The organism is Candidatus Poseidonia alphae (assembly GCF_943787815.1).
Taxonomy (GTDB): Archaea; Thermoplasmatota; Poseidoniia; order Poseidoniales; family Poseidoniaceae; genus Poseidonia; species Poseidonia alphae.
In genome coordinates, this window is sequence record NZ_CALSNW010000002.1 from 210,518 (window position 1) to 237,517 (window position 27,000).

Here is a 27,000-nt window from a genome sequence, read left to right on the forward strand (position 1 = left end):
TGTAAACAACGAATGTTGGTTCAGTCACAGCAGCTCTTTTCGATGCTGTTTTGGGCGCAGAAACAGGTCTTTGCAGGAACGATGTCAGCACGAGAACTGCGTTCGTTGAACAATGCAGTGACCTCAGCGAGTTCTTCGGGAGCATCGCCGCGTGCTTCCAGACAGAGTTTGAGGCCCAAGAGGCCCCACATGTTGTCTTTCCAGAGTTTAATGTCAGCACGATAAACCGCTTCAGCTTCTTCAAACTCACCTTGTTCGTGCAGGAGTGCACCAAGAATATGTCGCACAGGTTGCATTTGGCCCCAAGGTTCGTTGTAGGCAAGGTTGAGTGAAAGGTCAACGCCACGGCGAAGGTGGTCAAAGGCTACGGTAAAGTCGGAATCTTCTCCACGTTCTTTTGCGAGGAATTGTTTGCGGTATTCGATTTCACCAGCCAATACAGCTGCATTTACAAGCAGAATACAAGGCCCATCGCTTGGATCTTGGTACATCAAATTGTTGTGAAGTACACGTCCAGCAAGGGCAGGGTTCTGAAGAGCCTCATCAAAGAGGACCTGTTCTGCTTCTGCCTCGGGAACCATTCCTTTGGATGCATAGGCAACGCCTCTTGCATAATGCTGGGTTGCAATAGTGGCTGGGAAAACACCCTTGTCGCTGTACATTGGTTCAGCAAGGATTTCGTCCCACTTTCCGAAGCGAATCATCACGTGCCAAGGCATGGTGACATAGGACTCGAGGAATATGGCGCCCATTGGAATGACGCCAGCGAGCATGAACTGCACGCCAGAGTTCTCATCGCCAGCAGGTAGCGTATCCACTGCCTTACGTGCATATTTCATGGCCACTTCGTATTGCCCCTCAAACATGGCACACCAAACCACAAAGTGGTGGTTGTGCATTCGGTAGAACTTGTAGAATTGAGATTCATTTCCACTCAGTTCAACATAACGGTCATCGGCTTCAACCGCTGCAATGTTGCATTCTACAGCCTCTTTCCACTGTCCGACCCAAGCATCGATGTGAGAGGGCATGTGGACGAGATGGCCCATTCCAGGCATGGCGGTGCGCAATACATCTGCTGCAGGGAGGGCGCGCTCTGGGAATGGAGAGAGTTCCAATGCGTGGCAGTAGAGGTGGCACAAAGCAATGTGTTGTTTGGCTCCTTCTATGTTTTCAAACGAATCTTCCATGACCTTGATCAACAGCAGTGTGTTGTCGTCAGCAGGAGTGATTTCTCCCGTGGTGGTGTTCTTGTCCCACAGCTGCCACGCCTTCAAATTCATGAGGGCTTCAACGTAAACTGCAGCGACGTCCAGATTCCCGTTGTACTTTCGGTACAGGGGCTCCATTGCTTCTGCAAAGGCAGCATTGAGTTCAGGGCTGTTGCCCATGTTGAGGACGGTTGGATCTGCAGCATCACGAGCTTCGGCTGAGTGGCGCTGGGCCAATGCATCAATGAGGTCTTGCTCAAGTTCAGTACAGTTTCCTTTGAGGGCGACTGCTTGTTGAATTGGGTCGTGGCCGGACCCAAGCCCGGGGCTCCAATTGTAACTGGAAGACAGGCAGTAGGCAATTCCCCACCATCCCATAGCGCAGGTCGGGTCGAGTTCGGTAACGTTCATGAAGCATGCAATCGCTTGTTCATGGTTGTAATTGAGCATGTGCCCATGACCTCGGACGTACATGGCCCGTGCTTCTTCATTGGCGCAGGTAATGGTTGTTGCAAAGAAATAATTCGACGCGTCGCCGAAGTCATAATCGGTTGGTGCAAGTGACATGATGAGCCCTATTTTGTGAAAGGTATAAGCACTCTGCCTCTGTTCCACGAGTTTGATATTAAATGAAAGTAATTAGTTACAGAGACTTATTTCTTAGGTTGTTATTGCATGCCGAATCGGTCTTCTTTGTCACCGTCTTTCCCTTGATTTTTCGTCATGAAGAACAGAACCAGTCCTGCGCCGAGTAAGAGTGTCGCGCCAAGAGCCGTGAGTACCGTTGTACTCAGTCCTTCTGAGGCGTCTGTTCCAGCGTTGGCCTCATTGAGGACGATCGCTGACGATGTTGTGTTCAATTCTCCGAATTGGTCAATGGCACGAAGTTGGACTTCATGGGTTCCGAGAGGCGTTCCTGTGCGAACCGATAGAAGGGCTGTGAACACCCCGTCGTTTGCAACCTCATCGCCACCGTTGGTTCCGTCATCGTACATCCGTATCCAAGAAGTTTCGCCCACCGGAGAAAACACCCCCATGTCAATTTGGACCCTCTCAATGCCGTCTGGGTCGTAAATTTGAACGGAATAGGGAATTTGCTCCACGCCGTTCTTCTCGATTATTGCTGACTGAGTTGTTATGGTTGGCCGATCGTTTTGAATCGTAACGGCAATGGGTATGGATGAGGTTGATTGAACGTAGTGCGGGCCAAATACGGGATGGCCGACAGAGCCATCAACAGGGGTCCAAACACGGTGTTGAGCGATTGCCCCCAAGGTATCATTTGATCGGAAGAGGAGGGATCGTTCCCCTGGCGTCATTCCATCTGGCATAACGAACATCCCAGCCCAACTTCCTGATTGAGCAGGTTCAGAGAGCGTGAGAAGAGTGAGTTCCCCTCCGTATTCCCGGAGGTCCAGTTGCACTGAGGTAACTCCATGTCCGTCGTAGGCTTGGACATTGATCACAACGGATTGCCCTCGTTGAAGGCTGGATGGGGCAATTTCGACTTGGGTGAGCCGAGGTGCTTGATTAGCGACCATGATCTGTCCCGTCGCTTGACTCACGGCTCCAAAGCTGTCTTCAGCGGTGATGTTCACTTCATGCAACCCCGTTTCCAATCCTGGAACATTGAACGAAGCGGTGTAAACATCATCACCAATGTTAGAATCTCCGTTGAGTCCACGGTCGTTGAGTTCTGTAATGGCGCCTCCAAGAGGCGTTAGGTCAACATGAACTGAGATGACGTTCCATTCTGCATCTGGGACTGGAATTTCAATGTGGGCAGTGCTTCCACCTTCGCCTAAAACCAGGCCTTCTCGGAGCTCCAGTGTGCCGATGTTGGGGGGAGTGTTGTCGTCTTCACTGACGATTTCAGGAGAGAGAACACGCTCGAGATATTGCGTTTCGTTCATGAACGCCACTTCTCCCGATTCTCCAAATGGAATGGCGAGGGAGCGAGACACGCTGGAAACCAAACCTTGCAGGGGGCCGGCCGAAACGAGTGCTCCCTGAGCAGTTCCCAACGACCCATCATCGCCGTAGACTCCCGTCCAATCGATGACGGTCAAATTGTGCCCGTCCCGGACATCTATCCTGGTCGATCCTGCTGTCAGGATCATCGGCAGCCCCTCTTGGCCGTTCAAGCGCAGCACGTCCCCTGGTTGAAGTGGAATCGGCATGAACCCGGTTTCTCTCCCTACGGTTAAGTCACCAAGGCCACTTTCTGCAACGGGAGCGGTCGCATTGACCTGTTGAGGGCTACGTTCGGGTCGTTCATCCCCTTCAGAAGGGTCAGGGCCGGTCTCTCTCCAGACAAAACGAACGGTCTTGTTGTCCCATTCGGAGTGGACGACTTGATAATCCCAAGTCTCGTTATGAGTTGCTCCAACGCCGGCACCGTCAAAGAAATTACCACCGTTGACGCCGGTGATGTTGAACCAGGAATCCTGATGAATGACATTCACAGGGAAAAGTTGTCCACTTGCATTGGCTTGTTCTCCCGTTTCTTCAATGCCTCGGACGATACCGAATGTTCCTTGGACATCACCAGAGAGGGTTCCGTCCACGTGGAGGTTATCGGTCAGTGTTGTTCCGTTGACTACCTTTGAGCGAATTTCAAGAATGGTACCGTTGACAACAAGCGTTGAATTTTCTTCAGCATCATCAAACCCGAACGTACCCGAGCCCCACAACTCTTCTTTTTGGAGAACACGGATGCCTTCTTCCCATCGCTCAACTTGGACGAACCCGTCCAAGGATACATCCATGCGAGTGCCTTCATCAATCAATACAAAATCAGCCATGGCTTCCAGTTGGTTATGTTGTAAGACTCGAATTCCATCAACATCGTGGTATTCAAAGAAGAATACAGAAAGTTCACCGGTGATGTCAAGCGATGAATTCTCATCGTCTTCTTCCATGATGTCAAGGGACCCGGTAGCCTCCACAGAGAGAATTTCTTCGACAATTCCCATCGTTAGGGAACGGTTGAGGTGGGCTTTCGACACGTTAGCACGAACTTGGGTAACGGTTCCATCGTCCTCGGTTGTAATGTTCAGTTTCCCGTATCCCTGCGCATCGAAAAGTTGGTGCGTCAATATGCCTCCAACAACGGTTTCATTCTTCCACAATTGGGTGAAAACAAGGTCAAGGTCCGTTTGAGTCCCATCTGAAGATTCTAAGGTTCTGAAGGTTCCGTTACCAAGTTCCCAGGATTCAAGTTGCTGGCCAGAGCGCTCCTGCCATCCTTGTCCATCAAACGTGAGCATGAAGCGTTGTTCACCCTCATCGTTTTCGTAGGCTTGATCGAGACCCCACGTTGTAGACAGCATGATTTCATGGTCGTCCATCGGTTGGTTCCAAATACCGACCTCAAACTGCCGTTCTACAGAAATTGGCTGGACGAGCGTTTGGCCGTTGTGTTCGGTGATGCTCACTGTCAAACCGATGATATCTGCCCATTCAACCGACGTATTCAATTCGACCAAGGCTGTTCGTTGATCGCTCTCATACCCCCACTCAAGTGACCAACTAACCTCCAAGAGAGAATCGTTTCGCTCATGCTCGATATCGAGTTGGAAGTCATACGAGCCGTTGTCGGAAAATGTCAACAAATACGCATGGTCGTTTGCTTCCGACCCCCCCTCTATCCAATGGGTTGCGATGGTGACCGAAGGCGCCATTGGAGCCTGAGCTTGTATGGGCACCGTTGAGAATAAAAACAGAAGCAACATACCGATGGAGAGGCTGCGCCGATTCCGGTTCATGGTCAAAACGGAGTGCTGCTCCTCTTCAAAACTTTGGGACCTTTGTTTGGTCAAAGGTCCAAGACGTATCCAAAAATCAATGGAAGTACGATTGTAGCATCGCTCTTGATGTTGAAGCGGGGAGTTTCCGGCCCGAGTTTGCCCCAAGTAATCTTCTCATTTGGGGGGGCGCCCGAGTATCCTCCATAGGAAGGAGACGCATCGGTAATTTGTGCAAACCAAGACCACAGTGGCACAGCCTCTTGTAAATCTTGATTCAAGAGGGGTACGACACAAATGGGGAAGTCACCAGCGATTCCTCCGCCAACTTGTAGGAAGGCCAGCGGGGTTGCTGTGGAGCGGTAGAATTCAATCAGTTTTGTCATGTATTCAATGCCGCTTTGCACGGCCGAAGCCTTGACGATTCCTTCGGTGCATCGTGCAGCGAAGATGTTTCCAAGCGTTGAATCCTCCCAACCGGGTACGAAGAGTGGTAAGTTGACCTCTGCAGCAGCTAGCAGCCAAGAATGGCTTGGGTTTGCGTCGTAAACTTCCTCCAAGCAACCGCTGTTGAGCAATTCATAGAGGTATTCATGGGGAAGTCGAGAAGTCCCCTCCTGACTTGCTTCCTTCCACAAGGCGAGGACATGGTGCTCGATGTTTCGAATCGCTTGTTCTTCAGGTATGCACGTGTCAGTAACGCGGTTCAAGTGGCGCTCGTGAAGGTTAACTTCATCCTCGGGGCTCAAATTGTCAACGTTTTCAATGCGCTCGTAGTGTGAACGTGCAACGAGATGGAAGACATCTTCCTCCAAGTTGGCCCCCGTACACGAGATTGCAGCCACGTTCCCTTGACGGATCATCTGAGCCAGGCTCCGTCCAATTTCAGCGGTACTCATGGCTCCGGCGAGCGTGAGGAACATGCTGCCGCCCTGATGCAGGAATTGGGTGAGTGAATGGGATGTTCGTTGCAAAATACCTGCGTTAAAATGGTGAAAATGTTCGTCAACAAATGCTCGGACTGACATAACATCAGGCTCCGTGTAAAAATCGCCGAACTTCATTTCGCTGCTTGAGTTCAAGGTTAGGCATAGCTTCAGCCAACCGTTCATGGATGTAATCGGCCATGACATTGGGATCGCTTTCGCCACATGTGAAACAATCGATGGCGAGCCAACCGCGGTCAGAGTAACAGTGCGCAGTCACATGGCTTTCGTCAACGAGGACTACTGCTGCAAATCCAAGAGGGGATACGCTCCCATCAAAAGGAGCCACATGGGCATGAACCTCCCTTGCGTCGGCTTTGGCTACGGCGTCTTGTAAGAGACGAAGCATCCACCCTCCTTGCTCCGGTTCATCGTATGCATAGCCCGTGTAGTCGAGGAAGACATGGGTTCCATGGGACTCGTGCTCTTCCATCGGTCCCACCTTGTGTGTGCTCCGGCCTTCCGTTCTTCAATTTGATGAAGGAAGGGTTTTACTCCAATCCTTGAAAAATGTAGATTTAAAATGCTCTTGTGGTTCACCATTTGATGGCGTCCAGCGTCCTTCTTGCCGTGCGAGAATGTGGCTTGCAACCGCTTTGGTAGCCAAACAGGCAGCGGTAAATTGCGTAAGAGGCGTATCTTCTTGAGCAACGATTTCGTTGACGTCAGCACTGATGACCGTAGCGTTTGGTGCTGCAAAAACCGCCTCGATCGTTTCGATAACCTGCCAGAATGAAAGCCCACCTGGGACGGGAGTTCCTGTTGCAGGGACCAGTGATCCATCCAATCCATCAATGTCCAGAGTGAGGTGAACCGGCCCCGAGAGGTCGTTCAGGGAATCAAGCCATTTTTTCCAAGATGCGGCACCGGTGTGTGGGTGTTGGGTGTCTTTGGCGAAAAACGTGGTGATGCGCTCATCAGAATTGATCAAAGCGATTTCTTGGCGGGAACAGGCCCGAATTCCTGCTTGGAGGAGAGCCCCAACACCAAGGTCCAGGCTGCGAGATGCCGCACACGCATGTGAAAACGGCTCTCCATCCAGCGATTCACGCAGGTCGGCATGGGCGTCAATTTGGACGATGGTCAGTTTACTCAGGTCTCCGTTGACCAACGGGTGGTGCCGTGCAGCCTGTACGATTGGAGGCAAGATGCCGTGCTCTCCACCTAAAAACAGCGGAAAATGGTGTCCGGAGAACCATGGTTTCGCATGGTCAACCAATTCGTCCAACTGGCCCATCAAGTTCCCAGCAGTTCCTTCCCATGCACCCTCTGTGCGGATGATGACGCCTGCCGGTAAATCAGTGGAAAGCAAGGGGTCGTACAATTCCACCTGCCCGCTTGCTTCTATGCATGCCAGAGGGCCTTCTGCGGTTCCCGTGCCGTACGACGTGGTAAGTTCAAAAGCCAATGGGAGGATTACGACGTCCGCCTCCTCGTCGGTTGGAGGCAAACCAAGGAATTGCCCCTCCACAAAGACTTCATCCATTGAACCCGAGGGGGAAACGACACCTTCATGATGTTGCCGATTCAGCAACATCTACGGGTTTGCCTGTTGAAAATCCAGTTTTCATGAATATGAGTAGAACATTTAATATGGGTCGGAGTACAATATTAAATAGCAACGGGGAGTACTGTGTGGGCCGCTTAAGGCTCCTCGGGCGGGGTGAAAATATGGGAATGACATTACCAGAATTAACAAAAGCAATTCAACAACATATCGATTTGGATATGGATACAGAGGTGGCCCAAGGGATGGCTGAACACGCCCTCGGCTTCTTTGGCTTCTACAATCGTATTATCGACAATGCCCTTGAGCCTACCGACCGTAACCTGTTTTACATGTTCCAAGACTACGACCTACTCACTACCGAATCCGAAGAAACAACCCTGTGGGATGGCCGAGAATGGAGGATTCACTACTGGAAGTTCAAACCCGACCTTCGAGAGCGTGTGGAAGCTTACATGCAACGCAATCTTCAGGAAGAAGACATCGATCCATTCGCTGATATTTACAGTACTGACGGACCGAGCATCTGGACTCGTGAGGCGGAGAGGATTTCAAATCCCAACGCATTCACATCCGATTGATAATTTTGGTTAACTACTTGAATCACGGGGACGAGGGTAGGCTATGCGAGTGTGGGGTCTTTGTGTCCTTTTCCTTGCAGGAAGTTTCGTTCCGTTGGCGGCTGCACAGCAACCTGACCTTGTTCAAGAGCACTGGTACCACTCCTATGCAACGCTCACCGTCGACGTCAATGCATGGGCGGACGACCATCCCGAAATTGTTGACTTGACCGTTGCTGGTCAAACCGAATTGGGCAAGAACCTCTGGGTCGTACGAATTTCGGACTGGAGTAACGAAACCAAACCCGATGGCTCTGCGAAAGAAGTGGTATACATTGACGGTGGTCATCACGGGAACGAACATCTCGGAACAGAATTAGCCTTTTTGACGGCTGAACACTACATTGAGGGCTGGGTTGAAGGCGACGAAGAAGTTGTGAATGTCCTCACCAATACTGAACTTCATATTCTCATCATGCTCAATGCCGACGGTAACGATTTGGACACGCGTTGGAACATTAACCAAGTTGACTTGAACCGTAATTATGACCATCACTGGAACGAACAGGATGAGACACAACCTGGAAGTGGCCCGTTCAGTGAAGCCGAAACACTTGCTAATTCGATTTACATGAACACCGTTGTCCCTGACGCAGACCTCTATGTGACGATGCACACAGGTGTGTGGATTATGCTCTATCCATGGGGCTATATTCCTGACCAACCCATCGACTGGGAATTGTTTCATCACATCCGTGAGGATGTCAATACCAACATTTCTGAAATTCCCATTCGTAATGCAAATCAGGGATTGTATCCAAACTCGGGTACCAGCCGAGACTACGGCTATGGAATCATGGGATTCCCAACCTTTACCTTTGAAACCGACGATGAACAATGGCTTCTCGGCACAGTAGAACAACTTTCCAGCCGTCTTGGAGAAGAACTGGACGTTATGGAATATCTCATCTCGAACGTATGGTATTGGAGGGCGCGACTGGATGTTCGTAGTATTGATGTGTCTGATAGTCAACTGACCGTCGATGTTCAGAATCATGGCCACGCCACTACCAACAATGCAAGTTTGCAATATTTAGACAGTAATGGGGACATGGTATGGGCTTCTCCATTATTCAGCGTCAATGCAACCAACAGTACCGTCCAGACCTTTGATGTGAAAGGCATTGATTTCTCCAAGGACGGGAAATGGAATTTCAATTATCAAAAACGAATCATTGAATCATCTCAATGGGTGAATGAAACCATTACTCCGAACTCACTTCTTCTCCCAGGGGAAGAGGAAGGCTCCTTCTTGATTGGATACGGGATCTTCCATCCGCTCAGCATCATCGTCGGATTCATTGCCGTGGCGAATGTTCTCAATCAACGCCCATCGGAGTCCCATAAGAAAACCGAAACGAATGAAATCGGTTGATGTCCTCTGTTTTCACCCATTGAAGGCCTCCTCTTGCGACGGAATCTTCATTGAATTGAGGACGAGGTTTCAAGAGGGAAAAGAGAGTCGGAGTTTTAGGTGAACACCATGCAAGTAACAGTGAGTTCAGGAAACAACATCAACGGCACCCTTGTTCTTCCTCTTTTTGAGGGCGCAGAAACGATTACGGATAACGCAGAAGGCGTCCCAGCAGACCTCAAGAGCCAAATCAACCGCGTGCTGAGCCAAGGCGATTTCAAAGGTAAAGCAAACAGCCTCATGTCGTTGTACGGTACCGAAGGCGGAAAAGCCATTCTCGTTGGCCTAGGAAAGGAAGATAAGAGCACATCTCAAACCTACAGAGACGCCGGCGCTACCGTCGTCGCACAGCACAAGAAATCTCACGATTCGGAGCTGACTGTTGTGTTTCATGCCTCTGATGCAACCGAAATCATCGCCTTCTCAGAAGGAATGATGATGAGGGATTACAAGTACGACGTGTACAAGAAGACCGATGAAGATGACGAAAAAACACCTTTGACTGCCCGAATTAACTGCAATGAAGGGGACGCATCCGCACTCTCTCTCGCCATTGATCGTGCTAGCGCTGTCGTGTCCGGAGTTCACCTTTCCCGTGACTTAGGAAACTGCCCTCCAAACGATATGTATCCTATGGCCTTCGCTGAAATGGCGGAGAAGTGGGCTGATGAATACGATAATGTCAAGGTCGAAGTCATTGATTACGAAACGGCAAAGCGCCACGGAATGGGTGGACTTGTTGCCGTTGGTATGGGTTCGTCCCGTAAACCGTGCATGGTCATCTTCACTCTCAATGGGGACCAGAAAGGTCGGCACCCCGTGTTGGTTGGAAAGGGAATTACCTTTGACACCGGAGGAATCTCCCTCAAGCCTGGTGCAAACATGGACGAAATGAAGTACGATATGGGCGGCTCCGCAACCGTATTTGGAACCATGCAAGCCCTTGCAGCCATAGCGTACGACAAGAAGGTCGTTGGAATCACTTGCATGGCTGAAAACATGCCTGCCGCCAATGCTCAACGCCCAGGAGACGTCATCAAAACGCTATCGGGGAAAACCATTGAAATTCTCAACACCGATGCCGAAGGCCGTCTTGTTCTTTCAGATGGACTTTGGAAGGCAGGGACGGACTTCGATGCTGAATACATCATCGACTTTGCAACCCTCACAGGGGCATGTGTCGTTGCGCTTGGACATGAAGCGACCGGCCTATGGTCAAACGATGATGACTTCCGAACTCGGATCCACGAAACCAGTAAGGAAGTTGGCGAACTTGCTTGGCCCATGCCTCTTCTACCTGCGTTTGAAAAGGAAATGACCAATTCTAAGATTGCCGATACTCGTAACCTCGGAGCAGGACGCTACGGGGGCGCAAACACTGCTGCGGCATTCCTCAAGCAATTCGTCCCTCAACGTGGCGAAGGCGACGACGCAGAGGACATTCCATGGGCTCACATGGACATTGCAGGTACGTATTGGGGTGCTAAGACCAACAAGATGGTCAACCACGGCGCTACCGGAGTTCACGTGCGAACACTGGTGAAATTCATCACTGGCGAATGAACGGACTTGGTTAAAGAATCCCTGATAACGGGTTCTAAATTGAATGGATATGGGCTTGAGCCTGGCTGTTTTGAAGGATTTTGTTTTCATTAGATTTATATGGAGTGCCAAAGTGGACACTATACAACCGATGGTTAAGTAGTGGTGAAGTGAATGGCAGACGACAAGTGGGAAGAAGACTTGCTCAACAAACTCGAGGAGATGCTTTCAAGCATGGGGATACCCTTCAAGCGAGACCAACTGCGAGGTCTTTTGAACCAAATTCGTGACCAGGTTGAGGCTCTTGGCTTGGACCCTGAACAGCTCGCCAAAGGTGATGCAAATTTCAATCTCGACATGTCTGATATCGCAAAACTGTTTACTTCCGGAGGCTCATTGGAAGACATGCTCAAGAATTTTGGTGTTGATGTCCGAGTGGATGCAACGCCGGTTGAACTCGACCCAAGCGCTCTTGAGAGTACGGAAGAAACGCTCAAACTCCCTACTGAAGACATTTACCTCGACGGATGGAACATGTCCGTAACCATTGACTTCACACTCAAGGGCGACCTTGAAACCGAGCAGTTGGAAATTGAACTCATCAAAGAGGGCTCTCAAATTGAAATCATGCGCTCAACACAACCGGCCCCATTGGCTTTGGTCCAGTTGCCCCACCCTTGTGATGATGTTGTGGATTGGACGTTAAACAACGGTATTCTTGACATCACGCTCAAACTTACCCCCCAAGGGAAAGCCCTTGAGTCATCCTTGGATGACGATGATATTCCCACTGTAAGCGAAGTCAACATTGACGTTGGAGACAACAGCGATGATGACGACGAGGATGATGGTGGGATCCCCATCTTTTGAAAAAAGGAAGTGAAAAAACATGAGTAAAGTAATTGGAATTGACCTAGGAACAACAAACAGCTGTGTAGCAACAATCGAAAACGGAGAACCCGTTGTCATCCCGAACGCAGAAGGCGCCCGAACAACACCTTCCGTCGTGGCTTTTGCCAAAGACGGTGGAGAACGCCTCATCGGTGTTACTGCAAAGCGACAAGCTGTGACCAACACCGACCGAACCATGATTTCAGTGAAGCGACACATGGGCACTTCCTGGAAAACAGAAGTCGATGGAACTGAATATACCCCTCAAGAAGTTTCAGCCTTCATTCTCCAAAAGCTCAAGGCCGAAGCAGAAGCATACCTCGGGCACGAAGTCACCCAAGCGGTCATTACTTGCCCCGCATACTTCACCGATGCACAGCGAAAAGCCACCAAGGATGCTGGCCGAATCGCAGGGCTTGAAGTTCTCCGAATCATCAACGAACCAACCGCTGCGGCTCTAGCCTACGGTGTTGATAAGACCCAAGACCAAACCATCCTGGTTTACGATTTGGGTGGAGGAACATTCGACGTGTCCATCCTTGAAATTTACGAAGTTGACGGTCAACCTCAGATTGAAGTCAAGGCCACAGCCGGAAACAACAAGCTTGGTGGAGACGACTTTGACGAGAAAATCATCGCATGGATGGTCGCCGAGTTCAAGAAAGAGACCGGTATTGATTTGTCCAAAGACAAACAAGCCATGTCCCGATTGAAAGAAGCGGCTGAGAAGGCTAAGATTGAACTTTCTGGAACACAACAAACACAGATCAATCTTCCTTTCATCTCAATGGCAGACGGTCAACCCGTGCACATGGACATGTCCATGAGCCGGGCAAAGTTCGAAGACCTCATTGCAAAACTCGTTGAGAAAACAATGGTCCCTACCCGCCAAGCCATGAAGGATGCCGGCATCAAGAAGGGCGATGTTGACAAGGTGATTCTTGTTGGTGGTTCAACCCGAGTTCCTGCAGTTCAGGACGCTGTGGAAAAAGAAGCAGGAAAGCCTCCCTACAAGGGGATTAACCCCGATGAGGCAGTTGCTCTCGGCGCTGCACTTCAAGCAGGAATTATTGCCGGAGACGAAGGTGTTTCAGACATCCTTCTTCTCGATGTTACGCCTCTTACCTTGGGAATTGAAACCCTCGGTGGCGTCATGACGACAATGATTGAACGAAACACCACCATTCCATCCCGACGCTCAGAAATCTACTCCACGGCGACCGACAATCAACCAGCGGTTGAAATCCATGTGTTGCAGGGTGAGCGTGAGTTTGCTAAAGACAACGTGACCCTTGGACAGTTCCAATTGGTTGGAATTCCTCCAGCACCACGAGGCATCCCCCAGATTGAAGTCACCTTCGACATTGACGCAAATGGAATTGTCAACGTCAGTGCAAAGGACATGGGGACTGGAAAAGAACAGTCCATCAAGATTGAATCAGCAACATCTCTAACCGAAGACGAAATCCAAGGCAAGATTGCTGAAGCAGAAAAATTCGCTGAAGAAGATCAACGCCGAAAGGGCAAGGTTGAGTTGCGTAACATGGCTGACCAAGTCGTTTACCAAACACGCCGTACCCTTGACGAGTCTGCCGACAAGTTGGACGACAGCGAGGTCGATCCCGTGAAGGCTCACTTGGATGAGTTGGAAACCATGGTTCAGGATGAAGATGGGAAACCCATTGACATCGACGCAATGGACGATGCAGCAATTCAGGCCAAGGTCAAGGAAATTGAAGAAGCCATGCATGCTGTTTCAACCAAACTTTACGAAGCAGCAGCCGCAGAGATGGCCCAACAAGAGAGCGGTGAAGATGGAGACATCAGCGTTGACGACGGTGTTGTTGACGCCGACTTCGAAGTCGTTGAAGACGAAGACTGAAACCTACTGAACCTCGCACCATGCGTTTGGCTTATGGGTAAGAGGCAGGTGGCCAGTGCATGAGCGAAGTTCCTATCCTTCAGGAAACGACTCGCACTACTGGCCGTGAAGCCCTCAGGAACAACATCACGGCAGCCTTGGCTCTTGCGGGCGCAGTCCGCACCACGTTAGGCCCTCGGGGTCAAGACAAGCTCCTTATCGACGACGAAGGTCGTACAATGGTTACCAATGACGGAGTGACTGTTCTTGAATCGGCTAAGGTTGAGCATCCGGTTGCAAAGATGCTGATCAACGCATCAACAACGCAAGACCGCATCGCTCGGGACGGTACCACGAGTGCAGTTCTCTTTTCAGCAGAGTTGCTTCAGAACGCATGGGAGCTCGTGCTGCAAGGAGTACACCCCTCCGCCATTGCGCGTGGCTATCGGTTTGCAGAAGATGCTTGCCGAGGTCATTTTTCTTCGTTAACACTGCATGCGACCGAGGCCATGCAGCACCAAGCTGCTGTTACCTCGCTCGCCGGAAAAGTTCACGAAGCCATGCAGGTCCATCTTGCAGGCTTAGCCATAGAGGCGGCAAAAGCGATTGTATCAACGGGTTCAGACGGCGTGATTGCCGACCCAACCCGTGTGAAGATTTTGACCAAAACAGGAGGCAGCATGACCGACTCTCACCTCGTAACTGGCTTGGTTTTGGCGAAGAAGAGAGCAATTGACAGCATGCCGAAATTGCTCAAGGCGGGAAAGGTCGCCCTTGTTGATGGCGGATTGGAACGCCGAAACATGATGAGTGATGTCAGTTTGAAAGTCAGTGGTCCAGGCGTTCTTGAATCGTTTAGGGCTAAAGAAAAGGAAATGCTGGACGCCCAAGTTGACCTTCTTGTTGACCTTGGCGTGACCCTACTCGCCTGCAAGGAAGGAATTGACGACGACATGCATCAAGCGCTAAGCGATGCAGGAATCCAAGCATATCGCAGAGTGTCAAGTTCGGATTTGGACTTGCTCGCTCGTGGGACAGGTGCCGTTTTGGGTTACAATATCAAGGGCTTGCAAAAGAACGATTTAGGTGTTTTTATCGAGAGCCGAAACGAGCGATGGAACGGCGTAATGCACTGGATTGTTGACACCGAAGAAGGCGGTGCTACCTTCATTGCAAAAGGCTCGACTAACGAAGCTGTTGGCGAAGTAGAACGCTGTTTTGCAGACGCTTTGGGCGTCGCCTGTCAACTTCTTGAGGAGCCCGAACTGCTTGCCGGTGGTGGGGCAACGCAAATTGCTCTCGCCCGTTTCCTTCGCCGCCACGCTGAGACCATCCCTGGTCGAGAACAACTTGCGGTCGAAGCCTTTGCAGATGCACTGGAAGTCATCCCCCGAGTTCTTGCCGAAAACGCTGGATTAGACCCGCTTGATACCTTGCTACGAGTCGTAGCGGAGCAAAGCACTTCGACATCAAAAGAGGCTCATTGTATTGGCTTAGACGTGATTGCCCGTGGCCCTGCAAACATGAAAGAAGCAGGCGTTGTTGAGCCTTTACGAATTACACGACAGGTGCTTGCTGGAGCAACAGAGGCGGCGCTCTCCGTCCTCCGTATTGACGATGTACTTTGGGCAAAACAAGATCCAACCATCCCAGATGGTTTGGACGGTGAATGAACAAATAGAGCCGTTGTTTGGGTATACAGTCCACCCTTTCAAATAGCCTACTGAAGCCGGACCAACATGGAACACAGCAGTGAGCCACCGGTGGGCATTGATGACATTGCCATTCACTTTCCTCGTCTGTACATGGACATGAAGGACTTCGCAACTTTACGAGGTGCCGATTATGGCAAATTGAGTAAAGGACTCGGACTTGAGGCCATGGCCATACCTGATGCTCACGAAGATACCGCTACAATGGGAGCGATGGCTGTAATGCAATTGATCGACCGTAATGGGATTAATCCAAGGGACATCGGTCGGATGTATCTTGGAACTGAATCCGCTCTTGATGGAGCCAAACCAACGGCTACATACATTCTCGACATGCTGACTCAACGGTATTCGGAACGATTTGGAAAAGATTGTTTTCAAACCTGTGACGTCGTTGATATGACCTTTGCATGCATTGGTGCCGTTGATGCGATGCATACCACACTTGATTGGGTCGCTCGCTCCAATGAAAGCGATGAGCGTTTGGGCGTCGTCATCTTCTCTGACAATGCTAAGTATGCTTTGGAATCTTCAGGTGAGTACACGCAAGGTGCTGGAGGCGGCGCTCTCTTGATTCGCAGAAACCCTCGCTTGCTGGAGATTCCTGATTGCATCGGTGTTTCTACCACTCCCGTACACGATTTCTTCAAGCCTCGTCGCAAGGTAACCCTTCGTTCGGTGATCACAAACGTCCTTCAATTGGCTCAAGAAACCGGTCAATCCGTGAAGAAAGGGCTCATTGAACGCATGATTCGTCATCTTCCAGAATCCACCGTAAGAAAACTGGGTATCTTTGCTCACGGTGAGGAATCCGTTAGCGTCCATCGAGATGACCCGATTTTTGATGGCCAGTTCTCCAATCGATGCTACCAAACTGCCGTTCGACAAGCCTTCCATGATTATGCCAAGAAAGCAACCCGTCAAGGAGACTTTGACCCTGAAAAGGACGAAAAACTGACCGAACAGTGGTCGCGGATTATCATGCATCTCCCCTATGCTTTCCAAGCTAAGCGAATGTTCCCAGATGTCTTCCGCCATGACCGCCAAGACAGCGAGATGTGGGCTAATATTACAGAAAAGATTGGACTCACACCCGAATTGCCCCAGTCTGACGAAGAGGCCATCGTTGCGAATTGGGAGCAAGAAATGGACGCTTACCGTCGTGCAATCTCCAAAACACCGGAATACATTGAATTCCATGCGAGTAGAATCGAAAAGGGTCAACGTGCGAGCAGTTTGATTGGGAATCAATATACGGGTTCAATTTTCCTTGCTTTGATGTCAACCTTTGAATCCGACTTGGAAGAAAATTGTAACTTGGACAATACCAAATTCGGTTTGTGTGGTTACGGTTCTGGTGCTAAAGCCAAGGTATTTGGAGGAACCGTCAATCCAAGATGGAGGGAAGTTGTTTCACGCTGGCATCTTTTTGAACGCCTTGCTGGCAGAATTGCCATCGACCATACGACCTATGAAAACCTCCACAAAGGCGTTCAAGACAACAGCGTTGTTGAACCACAGGGTGAATTCGCTTTGGTTGAAATCGGGGACGAAGGTATTGATGAAGGCGTCCGAAGATACCGGTGGATCGGGGCTTAATCAAAATCCAATACCACTTTGCCGCATTCTCCCGAAAGGGCCAGTGCAATTCCCTGCTTAAAATCAGAAACAGGCATGCGATGAGTAAGGATTCGGTCAACATCAATGCTGCCCTGTTCCAGAAGAACATGCATTTTGTCCCAGGTAGACCACATTTTTCTGCCGTTGATTCCCTTTAAGTGGAGGTAGCGGAAGACAACTTCATTCATTGGAATCTCTGTCATTGTGTGCCCGTAAACGGAGAGGATGTTCACGTACCCACCCATTCTGGTTGAATGAATGGCATTGGATAAAGCAGCAGGCGAGCCTGAAAACTCGCATGAGTTGTCCACACCTCGGCCATCCGTGGCCGCAAGAATCGTTTTTACTACATCGTCGTCCTTACCAAGCACCAAATCTGCCCCCAGTTCCTTTGCGAGATTCATGCGGTATTGGTTGTCCCAATCAATACCAATGACCATGGCTGCTCCCATTGCTTTGGCTGCATTAACTGCAAAGAGCCCAATCGGACCAAGGCCGTGAACCGCAACCGTCGCACCCTCGATAGGTCCTCCTGTGAGTGTGTGAATGGCATTTCCCAAAGGGTCTTGGATGGATGCGTGGCCCGGGTCAAGTCCAGCAGGAACATGACGTGCATTGACCGCTGGTACGGTGAAATACGGTGCAAATGCCCCATTCCCATGGACGCCGAAAATTGAGCCGTTTTCACAAATATGAGCATTCCCTTCATCACAACGGGGGCAATTCCAGCAGGCCAGATGGCATTCAATGGCTACATTGTCACCTAGAGCATGTGTTGTCACGCCTTCACCCAAAGCAACGACGGTTCCACTCGTCTCATGGCCTGTTACCGTTCCTAGAGGGACGTTGTCCCTGCTCCAAGCATCCCATTTCCAGATGTGGAGGTCGGTTCCACAAACTGAGGTCGACAGGGTCTTCACCAAAACTTCCCCAGCTGCGGGAGCGGGCACAGGGTGCTCTTCAAGGGAAAATCCACCGACCTCATCTTGAGTTTTTGTCCAGGCGACCATGGTATCCGGTAGAAGATTCATGTCTCGCCCTCGTTTCTGTTTACATCGGACACCTTTTCATCCTTCGCTCAAACGGTTTTCCACAAATCTTCACCCGGATTGCAAAACAACGCCGATGTAGAGGTATGTTGATTAGGGAGGCGCGACGGCCTAAAAGCCCGTTGATGGTGCATGAAATACGTAGTTGTTAGCGGAGGTGTGCTTTCTGGATTAGGAAAGGGCGTTACCGCAAGCAGCATCGGTGTTCTGCTCAAAAGCGCAGGCCTCAAGGTCACTTCCATCAAGATTGACCCCTATCTCAACAGCGATGCTGGCACCATGTCACCGTTTGAACACGGCGAAGTTTTCGTCCTCAATGATGGCGGCGAAGTGGACCTGGACCTCGGGAATTATGAACGGTTCCTTGACATCAACCTCTCAAAAGATAACAACCTCACCACTGGAAAAATCTATTCCAAGGTCATCGAAGCCGAACGGCGCGGCGATTACCTCGGCAAAACAGTCCAAGTTATTCCCCATGTGACCGATGCTGTACAAGACTGGATCGAGGACGTTGCATCGCGCCCTTCAGACGGTAGTGGGGACGTTCCAGATGCTTGCATTATCGAATTGGGCGGAACCGTTGGCGACATTGAATCAGCCCCATACGTAGAGGCTCTGCGCCAATTCCAATTTCGTGTCGGTCGAGAAAACGTTAGTTTCGTCCACGTTTCGTTGGTTCCCGTTCTCGGCCCTGTTGGCGAACAAAAGACAAAACCTACACAACACACGGTGAAGGAGCTTCGTGGCCTCGGGATCACCCCCGACATCTTGGTGTGCCGTTCTTCACAACCCTTGAACGACGAAACCCGTAACAAACTTGCTGCCTTCTGCCATGTGAAGCCTGAAGCAGTCATGTCGACTCATGATGTCCCCAACATCTACCACGTTCCGCTCATGCTTCAAGAGCAGGGACTTTGCGAAATCCTCGGTGTTGATTGCAAGAAAACAAATCTGTTGAGTGAATGGAGCCAAATGGCTCATCATGTTGACACCCTTTCAGAAGAAGTACACATTGCAATGGTTGGGAAATACACCGACCTCTCAGATGCTTATCTCTCCGTAATCAAGAGTCTGCAACATGCTTCAATGGCGGTTAACCGTAAATTGGTCATTGATTGGATCGAAGCGAGTCATCTTGAATCTTCATGGGCCAAAGAATCCTCAGAAGAACACAGTGCAGCATGGGATTTGCTCAAGGGTGCTCACGGCATTCTTGTACCCGGTGGGTTTGGTGACCGAGGTGTAGAAGGCAAAATCCTCGCTGCTCATCACGCTCGTACCAAAGAGATACCCTATCTTGGAATTTGCCTTGGTCTGCAGGTTGCAACCATTGAATTTTGTCGCAATGTCCTTTCATTGGAAGGGGCCAACTCAACGGAGTTTGAAGACAACCCCGAGCATGCCGCTGTAGTTTTTATGCCAGAGATTTCGAAAACACACCTCGGGGGTACCATGAGGCTAGGAAGCCGCCCTACACTCTGGCAGGTCGAGGAATGCGCCATTCGAAGCCTCTACGGCCCAGGAGATGCTGTTGATGAACGACATCGTCACCGGTATGAGGTCAACCCTGACTTAATTGAGCGAATTGAAGCCGCAGGCTTGGTCTTTGTTGGAAAAGATGAATCCGGTCAACGTTGTGAAATCTTTGAACTCACGGGTCATCCATATTACGTCGGTGTTCAGTACCATCCGGAATTCAAGTCCCGACCTAACCGTCCCAGTCCACCGTTCTTGGGGCTTCTCCAAGCAGCAGCAAAACGGACTTGAAACCTCAACCGTTGTTGTTGAGCAGCCTGGTTACGAGTCCAGGGAGCAATTCTCCAGCAGGACCGAGATGAATTTCATCAAATGCTGATGCATTTACTGGGGCTTCTAGATTCACTAAAATGGTGCGAGCGCCGGCGTTATTTGCCTGGTCAACAAGGCCCGCAGCTGGATACACATGGCCCGAACTTCCAACAACAAGGAAAATGTCACACGTATTTACTGCATTCATGATCGCTTCCATATGCATGGGTGTCTCTCCGAACCAAACAATGTCAGGGCGCATTCGTACCGGGTTTGCACAGCAGGAGCAGAGCGAGACATCATCGGTTAAATCCGATGCATCCATCCGAACTTCTGCACGTTGACTTGCCTCGCATCGTAATGTTCTGAGTTCACCGTGCATGTGTATGACATCGCTACTCCCTCCCCTCTCATGCAAATCATCAACGTTCTGAGTAATGAGGGTAAACTGCATCATGCTCTTTTGCAGTTGTGCAAGGGCAAAATGGGCATTGTTTGGTTGAACTTCCGACAGTTGACGCCTCCTCGCTTGGTAAAACCTCCAAACCATTTCGGGGTCAAACGCCCATGCTTCAGGGGTTGCGACATCTTCAACACGATGTTCTTCCCATAATCCACCGTTGTCGCGAAACGTTCGTACGCCAGATTCTGCCGAAATTCCAGCCCCTGTCAGCACAACGATTCTTGGCAGGTTCATGATTCAGTCAACCTTTGAATGGATATTAACTCTGTTGAGAAATAAAACCTCAAGCGGAGAGTATCTCGGTGTCAACTCACATTTCAGCAACACGAATGAGCCGTGTAGTTCTAAATCCCTGAAGAATTTTGATGAATCGCTTGTCCTGAAAGGCATCGTCAAGATTGGAATCTCCTGTATCAATTCGAACAGCATCAAGCCCAATCAATTTCGAGGGAGTAGCAACACCGAGGATGTTGTCATGGCCGACCATCCGCAATACATCGGGGGAGAGTTGAAGGTTGCCCCGGCCGATAAGGAACCCTTGCCCTCCCATTGGTGAGAGGAGCAAGAGCAAGGCTCTCGCATCCCCGTTTGATTCCTTGTGTGCTGAAATAATTTCAAGCAGTTGTGATTCATTGAGGTCGTTGTGTAGGGTTTCACCGTGGTAAATGTCAATTCCAAGAAGCGTTAGATTTTGACCAACATGCTCGCCCATGCGGCGCAGTGTCCCTCCACTCCCCCAGATGACCATGAGATCGGGGTCGTCTTCGAGCAGGACTTGAACATGATGTGCAAGCCCCTCGATGGTCTCTTCTTCGCTGGCCCTCTCCACTTGCTCTTTCGCCCCTTGCATGAAGCGTGGGGACGATGGTGTCCAAGCCTCACCGTACATGCGAACCTTCCAAACCCCCTCCTGGTAAACCACCTCATCAAGGTCCATGACCTCAGTAATTGCTGTTCTTAGATCGCCCATTGCGAAGGCCAAGGTGACTTCAGCGGCTGCCTTTGGAGTGGTTGCAAAACATCCGGAGTGCATTTTTACGCCACCTGGGACGCCGATAAGAGGAATTTTTTGCGCCGCCTCACCTTTCTGCTCAAGTGCAGTGACAATATCTCGGGTGGTTCCATCGCCTCCGGCGTAGAGAATGGCGTCGACATTTGCATCAACCAACTCGCGAACGAGTTCAAGTGTATCTTGCTGTTTTGTCTCGGGAGGAGTCAATCCTATGCACTCTGAATAATTACCTATTGATTTTGAATAATACCATGTTTCACCCATTCGGCCGCTTAAACCAACAAGTGTAAGGCTTGTTTTCGTTCGATTGAGCGAGGACCCCAACAGTTGATCAAGATGCTCTAAGCACAATTGCATTCGGGGTCCTGCTCGGTCCTCTGCCCCAGCCGCACGGGCCTCTGCAGCCCGTCCATCGCTTCCTTTGAAGCCCAAACGACCGCCCAGGCCAGCATCAGGGTTGACTACGATACCGATGCGCATGATGTGCCCTAAAACTCGTCCCTCAAATAGCCCTGCTTCCTCCAATCTCGCATTTCAGATGGTGAATCACCCGAGCATTGATTACATACGAGGGTTAAGGAAGCAACATGAAACGCTATGCAAAAGGAGGACCCAACCTTGATGATGTTCTTTCAAAAGGGTTTTCAGAATTGAAAGTTGGTGAAGAAAACATCGTGACCAAGAATTCAGATGAGCCGGTGGTAGGCGAATCTTCAAGTGTTTCAAAGCCTATTGAATACGGTAAGAAAATCCAAGCCAAGGAGGACCGTGAATCGTTTGTTGTGGCCCCTCCTGCAATCGAATTATCTGCAGAAAAGGAAAAGCATCATCAATCCGCTGAAACGAAACAGGATATCCTGAAGACTCCAACCGCACAACTTGGAGATGACTTTGACGTCGAATGGTAAAACTATGATTCGCCAAAAGGGCGTCAAGGTGATGCGCGGGATTCATAGCGATGGTGCAACCCCATAGGGGTTGTCGGAGGAACCATAGATGAGCATGATTCACGTCACTTTGCCGGATGGAACGGTGAACGAATACGCTGCAGGCATTACCTGTGCAGAAGTCATTACGGATGCAATGGGTAAGAAACACGGGTGCCTCGCAGCCAAAGTAAACGGAGACGATTACGACATGTCCCATGTTTTGGACAAAAATTGTTCCGTTGAAGGAATCCGTTCAGACTCCGAGGAAGGTCTTCACATCCTTCGTCACTCAGCAGCACATCTTCTTGCTCAGGCGGTGATGGAACTTTATCCTGGCGCCCTACCGACCATTGGTCCTGCGATTGATCGAGGGTTCTACTATGATTTTGCAATGGAGCCGATCGCAGAAAGCGATTTGAAAACCATTGAGAAAAAAATGAAGGAATTGGCTCGACGAAATTTCACTGTTGAACGTCTTGAGTTATCAGAAGAAGACCTTCGAGAACACTTCATTAACAATCCCTACAAGATTGAAATCATTGATGATAAATTGGAAGACGGTGACGGTTCGACCATTTACAAGCAAGGAGAATGGTACGATCTCTGCCTTGGACCTCACGTTCCAAACACCTCCCGATTGATGTTCATCAAACTCACCTCAGTCTCTCCAGCTTACTGGCGTGGCGACCAAGATAGAGAACAACTCGTTCGAATATACGGTTTAGTTGAGCCTACAAAAGATGCTCTTCGCGAAACACTTCACAGAATGGAAGAAGCCAAAAAGCGAGACCACCGTAAACTCGGCAAAGACCTGCAGTTGTTCCACATTGACGAAGAAGTCGGTCAAGGTTTGATTTTGTGGACGCCCAGAGGAGCCGTGATACGGCAAGAACTGCAAGATTTCATATCTCATCATCTGCGTCGTCAAGGCTACAAGCAGGTCTTTACTCCACACATCGGGAAACTCGACCTCTACCGCACCTCGGGTCACTTTCCATATTATCAAGAGTCACAGTACCCCCCTCTCGTTGAACGTGACTTGATGAAAAAATTAGCCGATGAAGGGTGCACGTGCGGTGAATTGTCGAATCTCATGAAAACCGGTGAAATTGAAGGCTATATGCTGAAGCCAATGAATTGCCCTCATCACATCAAGATTTATGCGAGTCAATCACGTTCCTATCGAAACCTCCCACTCCGTCTGGCAGAATTTGGAACCGTCTATCGGTGGGAACAATCTGGAGAAATATCCGGAATGACCCGCGTCCGTGGATTTACACAAGATGATGCACATTTATTCGTAACAGAGGACCAAATTGCTGAGGAAGTGCTCGGTTGCATCGAGCTGGTTCAAATCATCTTTGATAAACTCGGAATGGCGGATTATCGTGTACGGGTGGGGCTTCGCGACCCGGATTCAGACAAATACGTTGGAGACCCAGCACGATGGGATAAGGCGGAAGAGGCATGCCGTGCGGCTGCGGCCTCACTTGGAGTCCCCTGGGCTGAGGAAGAGGGCGAAGCAGCGTTCTACGGGCCTAAGATCGACTTCGTTGTCAAAGACGTTATTGGGAGAGAATGGCAACTTGGTACAGTCCAAGTTGATTACAATTTACCCGAGCGTTTTGACTTGACTTACATGGGTAGCGATGGAGAACACCACCGTCCAGTCATGATTCACAGAGCTCCATTTGGTTCCATGGAACGCTTTTGTGGGGTACTCATTGAACACTTTGCAGGCAAGTTTCCAACCTGGCTCACCCCGACTCAATGTCACATCATCACTCTTGGAGAGCGACATGAAGCATATGCGACCAAGGTTGCTGATGCCTTGAGGGAACACGACATTCGCGTTGAAGTGGATGCAACAGACGCTCACATCAAAAAGAAAATTAAGACGTACAGGAAACTTCAGCCCGCTTATATGGTGATTCTCGGAGACGGCGAGATGGAAAGCAATACGGTTAGTTTAAGAGCAAGAAATGGTGACCAAGTGGCTGATTTGCCCCTTGATGATTTCATCAAACTCCTTCGCCATGAAATTGATGAAAAGACGAGTCAACCCTCGCTTGTAGCGCCACCTGAGTGAGATGAACGACATGGTTAATCTGGAAATCATTCAAGGGTTTTCATTGAGCATGATTCCCTCGCTATTTCTTGCATTCCTTGCGGCTTGGTTGTTTTGGGACCGAGTCGTTCCGCGTCAACTCAAAGGATTACAAGTGGCCTTCAAGACTGGAGATAAACGGTATGAAGTCCATCAAGTAACTGAATCGATTGATGACGTTAAGCATCTTCTTTCTCTTCGTGGTATGCGCTTTGGAGTGCTTTCATACCTCATGGCCCTCACGGGAAGTTTACTGTTCCTGTTTGAATTCATAGCGGTTCGAATGGAACTTTCCCAAGGATTCCACGCCCCCTCTGTAGCTCTCGCCTTGATGCTCATTATACTGCCAGCAATTCTCTCAAGTGGAACCTCATTGGGTGCACAGGTCATTCGTCCGTTGGGGACCGTTAGGGCGACCATGCAAAACAACACCCGTGCACGAAATGCTGGTTATGTTGCTCTCACCATTTCTTGGCTTCTTCTTGCAACTGCAGTAGGGCTGGTTCTCAATAGTCGAGGCGTCTCACAGACCCATCAACTTAGTATTGCAGCGCTTGTTGCTTTCAGTCCGGCGATTCTTGCTTACGGTCGTATTCTGGGCTCGTCATGGCACGCCTTGAAACAATCTTCCCAACAAATTTCAAAGGGTAAATCATCTCCTTTCCACAACCATTTGCCCAATGCGCGTCAACAATTCATTGCTCAAGTGGTTCATTTGAACTTGGTCGCGATGCCATTTGTTGCAATCAATACCCTCGTTTCTTTGTTGATTTTGCTGTATGATCCAACGATGTTTACCCATTCAGACCGAGTGCTAAATCTTCCTGAATACAGGCTCCAATCCACCTATATGGAAGAGGGTGGTTTGCTTGGCTTTGGTTTAATTGAACTCTTTTCTCACATTCCACAAGCTGGAATTCGCGTTCCAATCGTGACCTCCCTGCTGTTATTCCTTTTGCTCAACGTTGCTGCCGTCGGGTTTTTGTTTGTTTATGAGGTCGCTCGCATTCTATTCCTTGATATTCAAGATGTTTCTGGAGTTGGAGGAATCCGCCTTGCAGACAGCAGATTGCTCCGTGCAGAGCCCGTTCAACAAGCCAGTCTTCTTAATTTCTGTTTCACGGGTTTTGCAGGTCAATCGATGTTGTTGTTAGCCCTTGCAATGATTACGTTTTGGGATTCTAGTTTTCTTCCACAGGGTGCTGCGTGCGGTGCATGGGAATCCAGTGTTTGTTCAGTCTTAGAAAAGGACATGTTGGAAGAATTAACATGGATGCTCGCTTCGGGCGGCCAGGTCGCTTTCTTAGCGGTTTGGAGCATCTCGCTGCGTCGATCGGGAGAACTGTTCGATATTTCCTTTGATGCTTCCATGGATGAGGACCGTACTCGTCTCAGGGGAATGAGCGATATGATTTATGTTAAACAACGCTCGGTTAACGAACTCGTTGCAGCCGAAGACTGGGATACAGCGCTCAAACGGTATGAAACATTATCAGAGACCAAGGAGGTGACGCTCGTTGGATTGGACATGGTTCGGAAAACCAAGGCCACCATGCTCCTGTTTGCGGCCCTAGGCCGGTGGGACGAAGCCGAAGAAACAGCCATTGATCTTCTTGCCCTCAAAGGTGGGCGAGATGCCCAAATCTCCAGAATGGTTCTTTGTGCTGCAAGTCTGGCTCAGAGGGATATGAAAGAAGCACGTCCCCGACTTGACCTTCTGCCCGATGATGACATCGAAGCCGTTCGTTTAAAGTGGATTTCAACCGTTCTCAACAAAAAAGGAACCTTGAATCAACAGACGAAATCCATGCTAAGTATTGACCCCTTGACAACTAAAAATATCGAAATGCTGCGTCAATATGGAGCAGCCGAAATCTCAACACCACGTCCAAGTAAGGTCAAAACGGCCATCGACCGTAGAATGTTCCTTTCTGAAATTGCTCGTATGCGAATGGTCGGCAAGAGCGAATACGCTCTCAATCTGCTTGAAGAAGCCATCGAGGTTGTTCGGGACATTGACTGGGTGCACGGTAGAATCACTCAAAGTCTTCTCAACTTTGATGTTGGGCGTGTGATGACTGCAGTGGACCTCGCTGAACGAATCTCAAAAGAACACCCTCGAAATCCCCATGTGCGTTCGATCATCATTCAGTATGCGGCATTGGGTCATACGACCATGCCTTCATCCGAACATACCAAGATAGAGTGGCTCTTTGAATTAGGAAGCGATTGGAGAATTACATGGCCAAAGCACACCGTTGCGCCGGCTCCAGTGCTTGAGTCAGATCTTCTGCGCCAACACGCTTGGGCCGCAAATGCCTGGGTTGGCCTTGCAAGCGAGAAAGGATTGGAGGCGTTACAAAAGTCCAGGAGGTCGCCTCACAACGAGTTGCCCGATGAGCTTCCGCTTGCCCTCTATACACACCTGTCGGGTCTTCTTGTGACCATCGGTGGAATGCCTGTGGATTTGGGGCTGCCAGGTACTTTTGACTTGAATTCAGTTGACGGAAAAGGACTCTTGACCTTGTCGTAGGATCTT

At 49.9% G+C, this 27,000-nt stretch carries 19 protein-coding genes; 11 read left to right on the top strand and 8 right to left on the bottom strand.

The features are described from left to right. Positions 1–20: 20 nt before the first annotated feature. The 5 genes from AAA857_RS04675 to AAA857_RS04695 form a co-directional block, all read right to left on the bottom strand. On the bottom strand, positions 21–1,778 hold the full coding sequence (locus AAA857_RS04675) for a hypothetical protein (protein WP_338173623.1): 1,758 nt from the start codon (positions 1,776–1,778) through the stop codon (positions 21–23). A 101-nt stretch (positions 1,779–1,879) separates the two neighbouring features. Further along, the gene (locus tag AAA857_RS04680) at positions 1,880–4,978 is read right to left on the bottom strand and encodes a choice-of-anchor X domain-containing protein (RefSeq protein WP_338173625.1); all 3,099 of its coding nucleotides are present in this window, start codon (positions 4,976–4,978) and stop codon (positions 1,880–1,882) included. Positions 4,979–5,028: 50 nt separating this feature from the next. Beyond that, positions 5,029–5,985, bottom strand: a complete 957-nt coding sequence (locus AAA857_RS04685; RefSeq protein ID WP_338173627.1) for a deoxyhypusine synthase family protein — start codon at positions 5,983–5,985, stop codon at positions 5,029–5,031. A gap of 4 nt (positions 5,986–5,989) precedes the next feature. Further along, positions 5,990–6,376, bottom strand: coding sequence for an S-adenosylmethionine decarboxylase (locus AAA857_RS04690; RefSeq protein WP_338173629.1), 387 nt, complete (start codon positions 6,374–6,376; stop codon positions 5,990–5,992). Between the two features lie 36 nt (positions 6,377–6,412). Continuing rightward, complete coding sequence (locus AAA857_RS04695) at positions 6,413–7,429, bottom strand: arginase family protein (RefSeq protein WP_338173631.1); 1,017 nt, start codon at positions 7,427–7,429, stop codon at positions 6,413–6,415. Positions 7,430–7,614: 185 nt separating this feature from the next. On the opposite strand from AAA857_RS04695, the gene AAA857_RS04700 reads away from it, so the two are divergent. The 7 genes from AAA857_RS04700 (at position 7,615) to AAA857_RS04730 (ending at position 17,089) form a co-directional block, all read left to right on the top strand. After that, a complete protein-coding gene (locus tag AAA857_RS04700) occupies positions 7,615–8,031 on the top strand; it encodes a DUF6015 family protein (RefSeq protein ID WP_338173633.1) in 417 nt (138 codons plus the stop codon). Positions 8,032–8,074: 43 nt separating this feature from the next. Further along, complete coding sequence (locus AAA857_RS04705; RefSeq protein WP_338173635.1) at positions 8,075–9,445, top strand: M14 family metallopeptidase; 1,371 nt, start codon at positions 8,075–8,077, stop codon at positions 9,443–9,445. A gap of 108 nt (positions 9,446–9,553) precedes the next feature. After that, positions 9,554–11,047 carry a leucyl aminopeptidase gene (locus AAA857_RS04710; protein WP_338173637.1) on the top strand — a complete coding sequence of 498 codons (1,494 nt, stop codon included), beginning with the start codon at positions 9,554–9,556 and terminating at the stop codon, positions 11,045–11,047. 153 nt (positions 11,048–11,200) lie between these two features. Next, on the top strand, positions 11,201–11,896 hold the full coding sequence (locus AAA857_RS04715) for a hypothetical protein (RefSeq protein ID WP_338173640.1): 696 nt from the start codon (positions 11,201–11,203) through the stop codon (positions 11,894–11,896). A gap of 19 nt (positions 11,897–11,915) precedes the next feature. Continuing rightward, a complete protein-coding gene (gene dnaK / locus AAA857_RS04720; protein WP_338171025.1) occupies positions 11,916–13,799 on the top strand; it encodes a molecular chaperone DnaK in 1,884 nt (627 codons plus the stop codon). 59 nt (positions 13,800–13,858) lie between these two features. Next, a complete protein-coding gene (thsA, locus tag AAA857_RS04725) occupies positions 13,859–15,451 on the top strand; it encodes a thermosome subunit alpha (RefSeq protein WP_338173643.1) in 1,593 nt (530 codons plus the stop codon). A 66-nt stretch (positions 15,452–15,517) separates the two neighbouring features. Further along, positions 15,518–17,089, top strand: coding sequence for a hydroxymethylglutaryl-CoA synthase (locus AAA857_RS04730; RefSeq protein ID WP_338173646.1), 1,572 nt, complete (start codon positions 15,518–15,520; stop codon positions 17,087–17,089). Here AAA857_RS04730 and AAA857_RS04735 read toward each other — a convergent pair. Further along, positions 17,086–18,141: an alcohol dehydrogenase catalytic domain-containing protein gene (locus AAA857_RS04735; protein WP_338173648.1), complete on the bottom strand. Its 1,056-nt coding sequence runs from the start codon at positions 18,139–18,141 to the stop codon at positions 17,086–17,088. The two genes, AAA857_RS04730 and AAA857_RS04735, sit on opposite strands and share 4 nt — an antisense overlap. Before the next feature lie 150 nt (positions 18,142–18,291). Between AAA857_RS04735 and pyrG the strand changes: the two genes are divergently transcribed. Beyond that, positions 18,292–19,929: a CTP synthase (glutamine hydrolyzing) gene (gene pyrG / locus AAA857_RS04740; RefSeq protein ID WP_338173650.1), complete on the top strand. Its 1,638-nt coding sequence runs from the start codon at positions 18,292–18,294 to the stop codon at positions 19,927–19,929. A gap of 4 nt (positions 19,930–19,933) precedes the next feature. Here pyrG and AAA857_RS04745 read toward each other — a convergent pair whose 3' ends face one another. Beyond that, positions 19,934–20,647 carry an NAD-dependent deacylase gene (locus tag AAA857_RS04745; protein WP_338173652.1) on the bottom strand — a complete coding sequence of 238 codons (714 nt, stop codon included), beginning with the start codon at positions 20,645–20,647 and terminating at the stop codon, positions 19,934–19,936. A gap of 76 nt (positions 20,648–20,723) precedes the next feature. Next, complete coding sequence (locus AAA857_RS04750) at positions 20,724–21,905, bottom strand: ATP-NAD kinase family protein (RefSeq protein ID WP_338173654.1); 1,182 nt, start codon at positions 21,903–21,905, stop codon at positions 20,724–20,726. A 107-nt stretch (positions 21,906–22,012) separates the two neighbouring features. Between AAA857_RS04750 and AAA857_RS04755 the strand changes: the two genes are divergently transcribed. The 3 genes from AAA857_RS04755 (at position 22,013) to AAA857_RS04765 (ending at position 26,994) form a co-directional block, all read left to right on the top strand. Then, positions 22,013–22,333 (top strand): hypothetical protein, encoded by a 321-nt coding sequence (locus AAA857_RS04755; RefSeq protein ID WP_338173656.1) that lies wholly within the window; start codon positions 22,013–22,015, stop codon positions 22,331–22,333. An 88-nt stretch (positions 22,334–22,421) separates the two neighbouring features. Then, positions 22,422–24,443: a threonine--tRNA ligase gene (gene thrS, locus AAA857_RS04760; RefSeq protein WP_338173658.1), complete on the top strand. Its 2,022-nt coding sequence runs from the start codon at positions 22,422–22,424 to the stop codon at positions 24,441–24,443. A 10-nt stretch (positions 24,444–24,453) separates the two neighbouring features. Next, the gene (locus tag AAA857_RS04765) at positions 24,454–26,994 is read left to right on the top strand and encodes a hypothetical protein (RefSeq protein WP_338173660.1); all 2,541 of its coding nucleotides are present in this window, start codon (positions 24,454–24,456) and stop codon (positions 26,992–26,994) included. The last annotated feature ends 6 nt before the right edge of the window (positions 26,995–27,000 follow it).